This is a genomic window from Hyphobacterium vulgare, assembly GCF_042643335.1.
Taxonomy (GTDB): Bacteria; Pseudomonadota; Alphaproteobacteria; order Caulobacterales; family Maricaulaceae; genus Hyphobacterium; species Hyphobacterium vulgare.
In genome coordinates, this window is record NZ_JBHRSV010000014.1 from 17,903 (window position 1) to 31,688 (window position 13,786).

13 protein-coding genes are annotated in these 13,786 nt (G+C 64.1%); 7 read left to right on the forward strand and 6 right to left on the reverse strand.

Annotation, left to right across the window (positions count from 1 at the left end; genetic code table 11):
• The 7 genes from ACFOOR_RS07810 to ACFOOR_RS07840 all read left to right on the forward strand — a co-directional run.
• The coding region (locus ACFOOR_RS07810; RefSeq protein ID WP_380214219.1) for a hypothetical protein at positions 1-591 on the forward strand (591 nt) is incomplete at its 5' end.
• 38 nt (positions 592-629) lie between these two features.
• Positions 630-1,382 (forward strand): Fe-S cluster assembly ATPase SufC, encoded by a 753-nt coding sequence (gene sufC, locus ACFOOR_RS07815; RefSeq protein WP_343165583.1) that lies wholly within the window; start codon positions 630-632, stop codon positions 1,380-1,382.
• Between the two features lie 112 nt (positions 1,383-1,494).
• Positions 1,495-2,601, forward strand: coding sequence for a SufD family Fe-S cluster assembly protein (locus ACFOOR_RS07820; protein WP_343165565.1), 1,107 nt, complete (start codon positions 1,495-1,497; stop codon positions 2,599-2,601).
• The gene (locus tag ACFOOR_RS07825) at positions 2,598-3,836 is read left to right on the forward strand and encodes a cysteine desulfurase (RefSeq protein ID WP_343165564.1); all 1,239 of its coding nucleotides are present in this window, start codon (positions 2,598-2,600) and stop codon (positions 3,834-3,836) included. Before ACFOOR_RS07820 ends, ACFOOR_RS07825 begins: the two co-directional genes overlap by 4 nt.
• Positions 3,837-3,845: 9 nt before the next feature.
• Complete coding sequence (locus tag ACFOOR_RS07830; RefSeq protein ID WP_343165563.1) at positions 3,846-4,274, forward strand: SUF system Fe-S cluster assembly protein; 429 nt, start codon at positions 3,846-3,848, stop codon at positions 4,272-4,274.
• An 8-nt stretch (positions 4,275-4,282) separates the two neighbouring features.
• The gene (locus tag ACFOOR_RS07835) at positions 4,283-4,642 is read left to right on the forward strand and encodes a HesB/IscA family protein (RefSeq protein ID WP_343165562.1); all 360 of its coding nucleotides are present in this window, start codon (positions 4,283-4,285) and stop codon (positions 4,640-4,642) included.
• Between the two features lie 100 nt (positions 4,643-4,742).
• A complete protein-coding gene (locus ACFOOR_RS07840; protein WP_343165561.1) occupies positions 4,743-5,348 on the forward strand; it encodes a glutathione S-transferase N-terminal domain-containing protein in 606 nt (201 codons plus the stop codon).
• Here the strand turns inward: ACFOOR_RS07840 and ACFOOR_RS07845 are convergent.
• From ACFOOR_RS07845 to parE, 6 genes are all read right to left on the reverse strand, one after another.
• A complete protein-coding gene (locus tag ACFOOR_RS07845) occupies positions 5,318-6,061 on the reverse strand; it encodes a TMEM175 family protein (RefSeq protein WP_343165560.1) in 744 nt (247 codons plus the stop codon). The genes ACFOOR_RS07840 and ACFOOR_RS07845 overlap by 31 nt on opposite strands.
• Positions 6,062-6,122: 61 nt before the next feature.
• Entirely contained in the window at positions 6,123-7,175 is a 1,053-nt protein-coding gene (locus ACFOOR_RS07850) for a GGDEF domain-containing protein (RefSeq protein WP_343165559.1), read from the reverse strand.
• A gap of 103 nt (positions 7,176-7,278) precedes the next feature.
• Positions 7,279-8,709: a DEAD/DEAH box helicase gene (locus tag ACFOOR_RS07855; protein ID WP_343165558.1), complete on the reverse strand. Its 1,431-nt coding sequence runs from the start codon at positions 8,707-8,709 to the stop codon at positions 7,279-7,281.
• A 113-nt stretch (positions 8,710-8,822) separates the two neighbouring features.
• On the reverse strand, positions 8,823-10,094 hold the full coding sequence (locus tag ACFOOR_RS07860) for an amidohydrolase family protein (protein WP_343165557.1): 1,272 nt from the start codon (positions 10,092-10,094) through the stop codon (positions 8,823-8,825).
• Complete coding sequence (locus tag ACFOOR_RS07865) at positions 10,094-11,560, reverse strand: amidohydrolase (RefSeq protein ID WP_343165582.1); 1,467 nt, start codon at positions 11,558-11,560, stop codon at positions 10,094-10,096. Before ACFOOR_RS07865 ends, ACFOOR_RS07860 begins: the two co-directional genes overlap by 1 nt.
• Before the next feature lie 80 nt (positions 11,561-11,640).
• A complete protein-coding gene (gene parE, locus ACFOOR_RS07870) occupies positions 11,641-13,749 on the reverse strand; it encodes a DNA topoisomerase IV subunit B (protein ID WP_343165556.1) in 2,109 nt (702 codons plus the stop codon).
• Between the last annotated feature and the right edge of the window lie 37 nt (positions 13,750-13,786).

Genomic DNA, 13,786 nt, shown 5'->3' on the forward strand with positions numbered 1-13,786 from the left:
GCCGCACTGGCGCTTCAGAGCGCTTCACTGCCGTCTTGCGCCGAACTCGAATACGAGGGGACGCATCAGGACTGCGTTCTGGTCACCGCGAATGGCCACACCGCGACCTTCACCTTCGAACCCGGCGAGTGGGGCGAGAGCGGAATTCTGATCGTCACGAATGCCGAGGGCGACTGTCTGTGGACCGATGAATTCGAAACCGAGAGCTTCTTCCTGCCGCGCCTTGAAGACCTCGACGGCAACGGATTCGAGGACATCCTCGTCCCGCTGATCACCGGCAATGTGAACACGGAGATGCTGCTGATCATGGGCGGTGAGGGCGGCTACGCGCTCGCCAGCCGCGAAATCAGCGGCCACACTTTCGAACCCGTCGTGCCCGGCCTGTTCGTGGTTCAGGCGCGGTCCAGCGCGATCGAACACTATGCCAGCTTCTACGCCTGGGATGGCGCGACGCTCGACCTCGAAGCGACGGTCTCCATCACCTTCGACAGTGACGAATCGGCGAGCTGCACGCTGGCGACCGGCGCGGTCGGCCGCGGCGAGGACTTCTATTGCGCCGCCGTGATGAACGAATCGGATTCAACCGAATAAGAGGCGGACAGACCGCCCGGAAAGACCTCCCCATGCCGATGCTTGATATTTCGAACCTCCACGCCTCCGTCGATAATGGCGAAAAGCCCATCCTGAAGGGGCTCGACCTGTCCGTTCCGAAGGGGGAGGTGCATGCGATCATGGGCCCGAACGGGTCAGGCAAGTCGACCCTGTCCTACGTCCTCACCGGCCGTGACGGCTATGACGTCACCGAAGGCAAGGTCAGCTTCGAAGGCGAGGATATCGGCGATCTCGAACCGGAAGAGCGTGCCGCGCGCGGCCTCTACCTGTCTTTCCAGTATCCGGTCGAAATCCCGGGCGTGCCGACCCTGACCTTCATCCGCGAGTCGCTGAATGCCCAGCGCAAGGCGCGCGGCGAGGAGGAGGTTTCGGCCCCGGACTTCATGCGTCTGATCCGAGAAAAGGCCGCAATTCTTAATGTATCCATGGATATGTTGAAGCGGCCTGTGAATGTCGGATTCTCGGGTGGTGAGAAGAAGCGGATGGAAATCCTGCAGGCGCTCGTGCTCGAACCGCGCTTCCTGATCCTCGACGAAACCGACTCCGGACTCGACATCGACGCGCTGAAAGTCGTCTCCGACGGCGTCAACGCGCTGCGTTCGCCGGACCGGGCCATGCTGGTCATCACCCACTATCAGCGCCTGCTCGACTATATCGCGCCGGACAAGGTTCACGTGATGAGCGCAGGCCGCATCGTGGCTTCTGGCGGTCCGGAGCTCGCCAAGGAACTCGAGGCCGAGGGCTATGACAAGTATGTGAGGGCAGCGTGACTTCAGTTTTCGACAGTCACCCCACCCTGACCCTCCCCTCAAGGGGAGGGAATGGCTTCGGCGTTTCTCCTCCCTCCCCCCGCGGGGGAGGGTTGGGGTGGGGGGTATTTGTATGACTCTCCCGTTGAAACTCACCCCGGCCGAAACCGCTCTGCTGGACGCGCTCGAAGGCGCGACCGGCTGGCGTGCGGCCACGCGCAAAGCGCTGGAAAACCGCGGCCTGCCGAACAAGCGCGACGAAGCCTGGAAGTGGACCGACCTGCGCCGCCTGACCGGCAACATCACCGAGGCAGGCACGATCGCGATCACCGGATCGCGTGAACCCGATGCGAAGCTGCCGATCACCCATGCCCCGACCGATATGCTGCCGCGCCTTGCCGGCGCGCTCGGCGGTGAGGCCCGCATCTACACGCTGAGCGAGGGCGAAAGCCTGTCGCTCGAAGTGACAGCATCCGTCGGCGTTGGTCACGCCATCTACGTGGTCGAAGTGCCGACGGGTGTCTCGGCGCAGGTGCGTGAACGACTGTGCGTCGCAGATGGCGGCTTTGCCAACATCGCGGTGCTTTACCGTATCGGTGAAGGTGCCTCGCTCGACCGGATCGTCACGACCGGTAATTGCCCGGGAATTCTCGCCCAGTCCGGCGGGGTCGATCTAGGTGAGGGCGCATCCCTTCGCCAGACAACGCTGACCTTCGGCGGCAAGCTGGTTCGTCTGGAGACCCATCTCGCCCACCCGGGCACGAAGGCCGACGCGGTGATGGACGCCGTCTATCTGCTGGCGCCGAACCGTCATGCCGACCTGACGACGACGGCCATCCTCACCGGCCCCGATGGCACCTTGTCCCAGCTGACCAAGGGCGCGGTCGCGTCGCACGGCCACGGCGTCTTTCAGGGCAAGATCCATGTCGAACGCGAGGCGCAACGCACCGATGCGCGCATGACCCACCGTGCGCTGCTGCTCGGAGACCGCGCCGAAGTTGACGCCAAGCCCGAGCTCGAAATCTATGCCGACGACGTCCAGTGCGCGCACGGCAATGCGCTCGGCGCGATCGATGAAACAGCACTGTTCTACATGCGCCAGCGCGGCCTGCCCGAGGCGCAGGCGCGGGCGATTCTGATCCGCAGCTTCCTCGGCGAACCGCTTGATCGGATTCGCGATCCGGAACTTCGTGACTTGCTGATTGAGGACCTCACCAAGGGTCTGGAGGCACTGTCGTGAACGCGCCCGTCAAAGCCCCCGCCCTCGATGTTGCCGCGATCCGGGAGCAGTTCCCGATTCTCAAGCGCGAAGTGAATGGCAAGCCGCTCGTCTATCTCGACAGCGCCGCCTCGGCCCAGAAGCCGCGCGCGGTGATCGATGCGGTCAGCGGCGTCTACGAAAACAGCTACGCCAATGTGCACCGGGGCCTGCACACGCTTGCCAATGAGGCGACGGCGGCTTTCGAGGGGGCCCGCGAAAAGATCGCGGCCTTTATCGGCGCCGAACGCCCGGAGCAGATCGTGCTGACTCGCGGCACGACCGAGGCCATCAACCTCGTCGCATACAGCTTCGGCAGCACGCTGAAGCCGGGAGACGAGATCGTCGTCAGCCAGATGGAGCACCATTCCAACATCGTGCCCTGGCTGCTCCTGAAGGAACGGGCCGGGATTGCGGTAAAATGGGCACCGGTCACCGATGCGGGTGAACTCGACTACGCCGCTCTCGAGGCGCTGATCGGGCCCAGGACGAAGCTCTTCGCCATCACCCACATGTCGAACGTGCTCGGCACGGCGACCGATGCCAAACGCATCACGGCCATGGCGCACGCCAAGGGCGCGGCTGTTCTGATCGACGGATCGCAATCGGCCGTGCACATGGCCGTCGATGTGTCTGAGATCGGCTGCGATTTTTTCGCGCTGACCGGTCACAAGCTGTACGGCCCGACCGGGGCCGGGGCGCTCTATGCGGCCGGCGACTGGCTCGACCGGCTTCCGCCCTTCCTCGGCGGCGGCGAGATGATCGCCGATGTGTTCGAGGACCGTGTGACCTTCGCCGACGTGCCGCACAAATTCGAGGCCGGCACGCCGTCCATCGCCGACGTGATCGGCCTTGGCGCGGCGATCGACTGGATGACGGGACTCGACCGGACGGCGGTGATCGAGCACGAGAAATCCCTGCTCGACCGCGCCACGCAGGGCCTGACCGCGATGGACGGTATCCGGATCATAGGCACGGCGCAGGACAAGGGTGCGATCGTGTCGTTCGCAGCGGAATGGGCGCACGCCCATGACATCGCGCAAATCCTCGACCGGTACGGCGTCGCGGTCCGGGCCGGACATCACTGCGCCCAGCCTCTGATGCGCCGCTACGGCGTCAATTCAACCGCCCGCGCGAGCTTCGCTGTCTACAACACGGCTGATGAAGTCGACGATTTCCTCAACGCCTTGAATAAGGCCCGCGAGTTTCTCACCTAGATGAGTGCCATGACCGATACCCTGAAACGCGACGTCATCGACCTGTCCTCGCCATCCCCCGCTGGCGGCAGCGATCCCGTACCCGCTGACGAGATGACCGTCGGCACGGTCTCTGCGATCCCGGCCGAGGAAATCGAGCGCATCACGGCCGACGTGGTTGCGGCGTTGAAGACCGTCTTCGATCCGGAAATTCCGGTCGACATCTACGAGCTCGGACTGATCTACAAGGTTGATCTTGAGGACGACCGATCATTGAAGATCGAGATGACGCTGACCGCGCCTGGCTGCCCGGTTGCGGGCGAAATGCCCGGCTGGGTCAAGGATGCGGCCGAGACGGTGCAGGGGGTGACCCGCGCCGATGTGAACCTTGTCTTCGATCCGCCCTGGACGCCGGATCGGATGACCGACGAAGCCAAGCTCCAGCTCAACATGCTCTAGGCAAACCCATGACCCGTGAACGTCCCAAGGCTCTCTCTCTCACCGACGCCGCCGCCGAGCGCGTCAAGGAGCTCATGGCGGGCCGCGATGCCGGCTATCTCCGCATCGGCGTGAAGAATGGCGGCTGCGCCGGCATGGAATACGTCATGGACTATGTCGCCCAGCCCGACCCACTCGACGAACGCGTCGATGACAAGGGGGTGTCGATCGTGGTGGATGGCAAATCCCTGCTTTTCCTGCTCGGGTCGATGATCGATTACGAGACCACGACGCTGCATTCGAAATTCGTGTTCCGCAATCCGAACGAGACCGATGCCTGCGGGTGCGGCGAAAGCGTCACGCTCGTTGCGGCAAAGCTGGATAGCTGACACTTATCCGCAGCATTTCGCTGTCAGCCGGATTCCCTTTCGCCGGGAGCGGGACTATCAACATCGGCCACGCGCGACGCGCGCCCTCAAGGGACCGGCCATGAAGCTCTACATCTCCGAAACCTCTCCCTACGCTCGTAAATGCCGGGTTCTCCTGCGCGAAAAGGGGCTGTCGCCGCGGATCGAAGAGGTGGTTGCTCATCCTTTCGACAATGGCGCGGAGCTTCTGGAGAACAATCCGCTCGGCAAGGTGCCGGCCCTGACGCGCGAGGGCGCCACGACCCTCGTCAATTCGCCGCTGATCTGCGACTTCATCGACACCCAGTCCGATCCGCGCTGGATTCCAAAATCCGGTCCGGCGCGCTGGCGTGTACTGCGGTTCGAAGCGCTGGCGGACGGCATGATCGATCTCACCGTCGCGCGCCGCGTTGAACTGACCAAGCCGGATGCGGAGCCGTCGAAATTCTGGGTCGAACGCCAGGAAAACGGTGTCCGCCGTGCCCTCGACCAGCTGGAGTCGGAGTCCGACAAATTCGGTGGCGCAGTCGATCTGGGTGCCGTCGCGATCGCGGTCGCGCTCGGCTATCTCGACTTCCGCTTCCCGGAGAGCGACTGGCGCAATGGCCGGCCGGGCCTGACCGCGCTGTTCGAACGCTGGTCCGAGCGCGCGTCCTTTCAGGAAACCGCGCCGCCGGCGGCCTCGTAGGTCTCAGCCCGCTTGCGCGCCCGGCTTGACAGCCATGCCATGACCGGACCGATCAGGAAATAGACCCCGCCGGCGAACGGGGTGAGATGCGCCGGGAATATCCACGCCAGCGCGATAGCGGCCATTGAAATGACCACAGCGGCGACGCCCTGGCGGACTTCCAACCGCGTCATTTCCTTTTCCGGCTCAGACAATTCGAGCACATCCGCGCGGCGTAGCGCATGGGCGTAGAGCAGCGCGAACAGTCCGAACACGGCGGCATAACCGGCGGCATAGATCGTCACCATCATCCCGGTCTGCTCGAACGTCATGACCGCGCCGATCTGCTCACCCGACGTGTAGCCCCGTGTGAAGAAGGTCACGAGAAAGGTCGCGAGGAATTTCAGCGGATAGGCAAACACCATGATCAGGAACAGCACCGCCGAATTCAGGAACAGCGTGGTGCCGTCCTCAAGGTCGTAGCGGCGGAAATAGGCGTGGTGTTTCGACCAGATCAGCAGGACGAGCGCAAAACAAACGCCCACCGCAATGAATTCGCGCCAAAGGGCCTGTAGTTCGGCGAAGCTGGCGGGAACCGCCGATGCGACGATCAGGGTCAGGGACAGGGCGAAGACGATGTCGGACAGGTTTTCAACCCGGCTGACGTCCCGGCCCCGCCAGCGGAAGAACCGCTCGCCGCGAAGGCTGCGCTTTTGCTTCTGATCCGTCTCCAAAACGAGTCACTCCCCCTTGCGGGGGAGTGAAGCAGTCTTTCCGTTTCCGGTCGAGAGACCGTCAGGCCGCGTTGGCGACGTCCGCCGGATCCTCGGCGGTGATACGGTTCCGCCCGTTCTGCTTGGACTTGTAGAGATTGGTGTCGGCGCGTTCGATCAGCGACTCGACCGACTCGCCGGGCCTGTATTGGGCGACCCCCATCGAGATGGTGATATTGCCCAGATCCTCATTGGTCGACTTGCGCATCAGCTTCTTGGATTCGACCGTCTTGCGGATCTTTTCCGCGATCGCCGTGGCTTCGGCGAGCTTGGTCTTCGGCAGAACGATACCGAATTCCTCGCCGCCATAGCGGGCTACGGTCTGGTGATCCTCGGCGTGACGCGTCATGCAGCCGGCCACAAAGCGGATGATCTGGTCGCCCGTCTGGTGGCCCCACGTGTCATTGAAGCGCTTGAAATGGTCGATGTCGCACAACAGCAGGCACATCGGTTGGCCGTCGGCCTCCGTTTCGCGGCGGCCCTTGCGCAGCATTTCGTCGAAACGTTTGCGATTCGCGATGCCGGTGAGGGCATCGGTCATCGCTTCCTCGCGGACGCGCTCGAGATTACTGCGCAACTGGGTGACTTCGCTCGACGTCTCGTGCAGACGGCGTTCGAGATTGCGCGAACGCTCCTGCATCTTTGCCGTGGCGTCGATCAGCGTCTGCACCATCTGGCGCAGGGCTTCAGGATCGGTTTCGGCGCTCAGATCGCCGGTCGCGCCTTGCAGCGTCTTGCCATAGTCCATCTGGTCGCGGTGTGCGGCACGCAGGGATTCGCGCACCTCGCCCAGTTCCTTGGTCATCTGACCGGAACTGGCCATGACGGCGTCCTGAAGACGTCTCAGGCTGAAATATTTTTCGTAGAGCGTGTCGAGATACGCCTGGTCGAAGGCCCGGCCTTCGTCGATGTGCCGGTCGATGGCGTCGCACAACTCATTGTTGTGATCACATGCGTAGGCCGACCAGATCGCGTAATTTTCCGCCGTCGGAGGAATGTTGAATTCCTCCATGTAGTCCAGCGCTTTACGTGCCAGTGCCCAGCCTTCTGCCCGGTTCTGCAAACGTCCGCTCACGGTACCGCCCTTTTCTCCGCACCGGCCCTCGCAGACCGACCCCGTTGGTCACGGAAGCTACCGGCGAAGAGAAAAGATCAGGTAAACGCGGCGCCTGAATCGATCACGAATTGTGGAAGAAGGCCGGAACATCCTTGCCAAAACCGAGGATTTTTCCGCCATCGCGCTCGTCGCGCGAAGATTTCTCTTCGGCCACGGGAGCCGCCTGGGTCTCGGCGGGCTTCTTGCGGCCTCGGCCGCCGCGCTTGCGGCGTTGAGTGTCGCCTTCGGATTTCGGGGCGGCCTGTGGCCTTGACGCTTCGTCTGCGGCTTTCCCGACGGCCGGCTTTTCTTCCGGCGGGGCCGCTGCATTCCGTTCGCCGCGATCCGCCTCGGCCGGCTTGGCTTCGGATGAATGTGCCGGCTTGGACTTTCCGGCCTCCGAGAGTTCGATCTTCGAGCCGATCAGTGATTCGATTGCGGCCAGCGACTTCCCGTCTTCCGGTCCGGCGAGCGACACCGCTTCGCCCAGAAGTCCCGCCCGGCCGGTTCTGCCAATGCGGTGGACATAGTCGTCGGCGTGATGGGGAATGTCGTAGTTGAAAACATGGCTGACGGCGGGAATGTCGAGGCCACGGGCAGCAACGTCGCTGGCGACCAGGAAGCGGACTTCACCGGACTTGAACTTGTCCAGCGTCGCCGTGCGGGTCGACTGATCGAGGTCGCCGTGAATCGGTGCGGCCGAGAAGCCGTGTTTCTGCAGGGACCGGGCGACGACATCAACGTCGCGCTTGCGGTTGCAGAAGATGATGCCGTTCTTCACGCCGTCCCGATCGAGGGCGGTACGCAGCGCGTCGCGCTTCGCGCCGGGCGTGCGATCCTTCACTCGGATCAGCGTTTGCCGGACGGTCGTCGCGGTCGAGGCCGGGCGCGAGACTTCGACCCGCTCGGGATCCTTCAGGAAACGATCGACAAGCCGCTGAATTTCCTTCGGCATGGTCGCCGAGAAAAACAGGGTCTGCCGCTTCGGCGGCACCAGCGAGAAAATCCGTTCAATGTCCGGGATGAAACCCATGTCGAGCATGCGGTCGGCTTCATCGACCACCATGATCTGGACATCCGCGAGCAGGACCTTGCCGCGCTCGAACAGGTCCAGCAGCCGGCCCGGGGTCGCAACGACCACGTCAGCGCCGCGATTAAGCACCTGCTCTTGCGGTCCGAGCGCCACACCACCGATCAGCAGCGCCATCGTCAGCTTGGTATTGACGGCGTATTTCTCGAAATTCTCGGCGACCTGAGCCGCGAGTTCGCGTGTCGGCGTGATGATCAGCGAACGCGGCATGCGCGCTTTCGCACGGCCTTTCGAGAGGCGTTCGATCAGGGGCAGGGTGAAGGACGCGGTCTTGCCCGTTCCGGTCTGGGCAATGCCGAGCACGTCGCGCCCGGAAAGCGCAATCGGGATCGCGCCCGCCTGAATTGGCGTGGGTTCCGTGTAACCGGCCGCGTCGAGCGCGTTGAGAAGCGCGGGGCTAAGCCCCAGGTCTTTGAAACTCATTCCTACCTGACTTGATGCCTCGAACGGGAACGGCCGCCCCAGAATGGAGCGGCCGCCCGCGAGGTCGCGCGCACCTTAAGCAGCGCGCTTACTGAGTCAACGCACCGGCCTGCCTAATGGCGATAGCCGAACGGCGTTGTGTCTTCGATGTCGCGATATCGCTCGGCGAGACGGGTCTGACGCGACTCCATCTCGGTTTCCTCGCCATCGACGAAGACATGGGTCGGTGCGCTCATCACTTCGAGCGGATCGCCATCCCAGACGACGACGTCGGCGACATAGCCCGGTGCCAGTGCGCCATACTGGTCACCCACGCCGTAGATTTCGGCCGGCGTCAGGGTGATCGCCCGGAAGGCATCGTCCCAGGGAACGCCGTGTGCCACGGCATTGCCGGCATGCTGCGGCAACAGACGGGCATTGAAATACCCATCCGCGGTCTCCGTCGTGTACGCAACCGTCACTCCGGCGGCATCGAGGCGGGCGGGGGCCTCCAGCGTTGCACCCAGAGAATCGAAGGAAGCGGGCAGATTGCGTAGCGGATCGATCAGGACCGGTATGTCGGCCTCGGCCAGTTCGCTGGCGACCATCCACGCCTCGGCCCCGCCCTGGATGATCAACTGGACCGGAGCGTGCTCCTCGGCAAACCGGATCGCCCTCAGGATGTCGGCGGCCCGGTCGACATTCATCACCAGGGGCACGCGTCCGCGGGTGACATCGACAAGGGCCGCGGCATCCAGACGGCTCAGCACATTGCCTTCCGAACCTCCATTGTAGCGGCCCGGATAGGCCCGGGCATCGTCGAAGGCGGCTTCAAGGAACAGCCAGGCGGCTTCGCGGGATCCGCCCGCCGTTGCCGCGCCTGACTGGCTGAGGTCGGCATAGACGAAGGCGCCCGTTTCAGTCAGGGAGTCGTTCCGCCCGGACGTGTTGCCGAGCGCGCCCTGGCCTGCAAACAATTCCCCGCCGGTCGACGGAAAAACCGCGAAACGGGTCAGCCCCTCGATCCGGTTCGAAGCGATGTAGGAATTGCGCGGATTGAAGGCGTCGGCCACGTCGATCGCGACCGAGAAGCCGGTGCTCGAGGCGGACGCATCATTGGCCGAATCCTCCAGCGCGACCTCGATCAGGCCAAGCTGGGTGAAGGGGGCGAAAATACCGGGCGTGATCCATCCGCCCTCGGCATCGACGGTGCGTGCGCCGTCTGGGATGGTGACGTCATTGCCGACGGCCACCACGACTCCGTCACGCATCAGCACGGTACCGTTTTCGATCACACCCTGGTCGGTATTCGTGATCACGCGGCCGTTGGTCACCGCGATGTCCTGCGCGATTGCAGGGCCGGAGGCCGCAAGGCCCAGGGCGAGAAGAGAAAGAAGGCGTTGCATCAGTCGTCTCCTTCACCGGGTTGGCCGAGTTCGAAATCGCTCACCGGCTGGTGATCGGGATCGCTCCGGTCATACATCAGGGCACCGTCAATGAAGACCTGATCGGCGAGCGCATAAGTGGAATAGGGGTTTGCAGACCAGATCACAACGTCGCCCCGCTTTCCGGCTTCGAGAGACCCGGTCTCGTCGAAAATGCCGAGCGCGCGCGCCGGGTTGGAGGTCAGCCACGCAAAGGCTTCTTCCTCGGAGATGTCGAGCCCGATCCGGCGTCCGTCCGACAGGGCCTTGGCGACTTCCTGGTTGAGCCGCTGGATGCCCAGCCCGTCATCGGAATGGATCATCGCGCAGGCTCCGGCTTCATGGATCAGGGCGAGGTTCTCGCGGATCGGGTCATAGGCTTCCATCTTGAAGCCGCCCCAATCGGCCCACACCGCTGCGCAGATGTCGTTGTCACGCAGCAGGTCGGCCACCTGATAGCCTTCCACGGCATGGTGGAAAGTGGTCACCTGATAGTCGAACTCGTGCATCATATCGATGACCTGGGCCATCTGGTCGTCGCGGTAGCAATGCATCTGGACGAGGATTTCCCCGTCGAGCACGCCCATCAGCGTGTCGAGCTCGAGGTCCCGGGTCGGCGGGCTGACGTCTTCACCGGCTTCTGCGTCTTCCCAGTATTCGTGCCAGCTGTCGCGATAGTCGCGCGCGCGGATCCAGGACGCCCGGTAACCGGCCATATTCCCCATGTCGGTGGCCGGCGAAGAGTTGCGATTGCCATAGACGCGCGAGGGGTTCTCGCCGCAGGCCATTTTGAGCGTGTAGGGCGCGTCCGGGAATTTCATCCCCTGGACGGTGCGCGACGGCACGTTGCGCAAGGTCACGCCACGGCCGCCGAACAGATTGCCCGAACCGGGCAGCACATGGAGCGTGGTCACGCCGCCGGCCAGCGCGCGGGCAAAGCCCGGATCCTGCGGCCACACGCTGTGTTCTGCCCAGACTTCCGCCGTGTTCGGCTGGGTCAGTTCATTGCCGTCGGAATGGGCTGAAACGCCCGGCGAGGGATAGACGCCGAGATGGGAATGGATGTCGATGACGCCCGGCGTCACGAAACGACCCGATGCGTCGATGACCGTCGCGCCTTCGGGGGCTTCGATGTCGGTACCGATCGCGGAAATCCGCCCGTCGACGATCAGCACGCTGCCATTTTCGATCCGGCCGCCAATACCGTCGAAGATCGTGGCGTTGGTGATCATTGTCGTGCCGCTTGGCAGCGGTTCATAGGTCGACGGATAGGGGTCCAGATTGATCCGGACGATGTCGCTTTCCCCGCTACCGCCTTCGCTGCCGTTCCGGCTTGCCGCAGCCGTGTCGCCATCTTCGTCCGCCGCCGGCGAACTGTCGCCGCGGTCGCACGAGGCCAGCGCGACCGTCGCGGCAAGAATGGCCGCCCAGCGCGTCATGTAAGTCATCATGTCGGTTTCCACCCCCGCAAATACTGCGCGCCCTCACGCAGGCGCGGCGGCATTCAACACACGCGGACACGCGCTCGTCAAACGTCGATCGAGGCCCCGAAGTCCGGGGCGTGCGTCTGGATGTATTCAAAGCGCAATTCGGGCTTGCGGCCCATCAGCGTTTCAACCAGCGCCTCGAAGGACGGACGCGCCGCATCATCGAACGTGATCCGGGCGAGCTGCCGCGTCGAGGGATCCATCGTCGTCGACTTGAGCTGCGGCGGCGTCATTTCGCCGAGGCCCTTGAACCGGCCGATCTCGACCTTTCCGCCCTTGAAGACTTCGCGGATCAGCTGCTCGCGGTGCGCGTCGTCCTTGGCGTAGACGGTCTTGCCCCCCTGACTGAGCCGATAGAGCGGCGGCTGCGCCATGAACAGGCGGCCAGACCGGATCAGGTCCGGCATGGACCGGTAGAAGAAAGTAATCAGGAGCGCGGCGATATGCGCCCCGTCGACATCGGCGTCGGTCATGATCACGACCCGCTCGTAGCGCAGATCATCGAGATTGAACCGCGCACCGGTGCCACAACCGAGCGCCAGCGTCAGGTCGTGGATTTCCTGGTTGGCGGCGATCTTGTCGAGGCTGGCCGAGGCGACGTTCAGGATCTTGCCGCGCAGCGGCAGGATGGCCTGGGTCTGGCGGTCCCGGGCCTGCTTCGCCGAGCCGCCGGCCGAATCGCCCTCGACGAGAAAGATTTCGGTATTGTCCGACCCGGCCCGGCTGCAATCGGCCAGCTTGCCAGGCAGCCGCAGCTTGCGCGACGCCGTCTGGCGCTTGACCTGCTTTTCCTTGCGTCGCTTCAGCCGGTCCTCGGCCTGTTCGATGCACCAGGCGAGCAGCCGCTCGGCTTCCTTCGGCGACCCGGCCAGCCAGTGATCGAACCGGTCACGCACGGCGGTCTCGACCATGCGCGTGGCCTCGGGCGATGCCAGCCTGTCCTTGGTCTGCCCCTGGAATTCCGGGTCGTGAACGAAGACCGAAACCAGGGCCCCGGCTGTACCCAAAACATCGTCCGGCGTGATCAGCCCGCCCTTCTTGACGCCCGACAATTCCGCATAGCCGCGTAGCCCCTTGGTGAGCGCGTTGCGCAGGCCCTGTTCATGCGTGCCGCCCTGGGGCGTCGGAACCGTGTTGCAATAGGATTCGATGAAGCCGTCGGCCTCGCCGAACCCGTTCGCCGACCAGGCGATTGCCCACTCGACGCCGCCATGTCCCTCCGCGCGCTCGATCTTTCCGGTGAAGCTGTCCGTTGTGATCAGCGCCTTCTTGGCGACGATTTCGGTCAGCCGGTCAGCGAGCCCCCCCGGAAATGAGAAGACTGCTTCTGCCGGGGTTGCCGTGCCCTCGACCAGATCCGGGGCGCATTTCCAGCGAATTTCGACGCCGCGGCGCAAATAGGCCTTCGAGCGTGCCATCTGGAACAGGCGGGCCGGGCGGAAGTGCGCCTTGTCGCCGAAGATCTGGTCGTCGGGCACGAAGCGGATCGATGTGCCACGCCGGTTCGGCGTCGGCCCGACAGTCTCGAGCGGTCCGAGCGGCAGGCCGCGCGAATACTTCTGGGCGTACAGCATGCGGTCGCGCGCGACCTCGACATCGAGTTCCGATGCCAGCGCGTTGACCACCGAGATGCCGACGCCGTGCAGACCGCCCGACGTCTTGTAGGCCTTGTCAGAGAACTTGCCGCCGGCGTGCAGTGTCGTCAGCACAACTTCGAGCGCGGATTTGGTCGGAAATTTCGGATGCGGATCGACCGGGATGCCGCGGCCATTGTCCACCACGGTGACCGAGCCGTCACTGTCAAGCCGGATCTCGATCCGGTCGGCCCAGCCCGCGACCGCTTCATCCATCGAATTGTCGAGGATTTCCGCGAACAGGTGATGCAAGGCTCGCTCGTCCGTGCCGCCGATATACATACCGGGCCGGCGTCGCACGGCTTCGAGGCCTTCCAGCACCTCGATCTGCGAGGCGTCATAGCCGCCGCCACCGCCCGAAGGAGGCGGGGGCGTTGCAGCGTCTGACGGGATCGGAGCGGCCGTGGCCGGAGCCTTTCCGGCCGGTTTGGGATCGGCCGGACGCGGCGTGTCCTCGCGCGGCTTCGGCGAGGTCGGCGCTGAAAACAGGTCAGATTGCGATTCGGGGCGGCTCATACTCCGAGTCATGCCAGAATCGGCGCGGCCTGTGCAG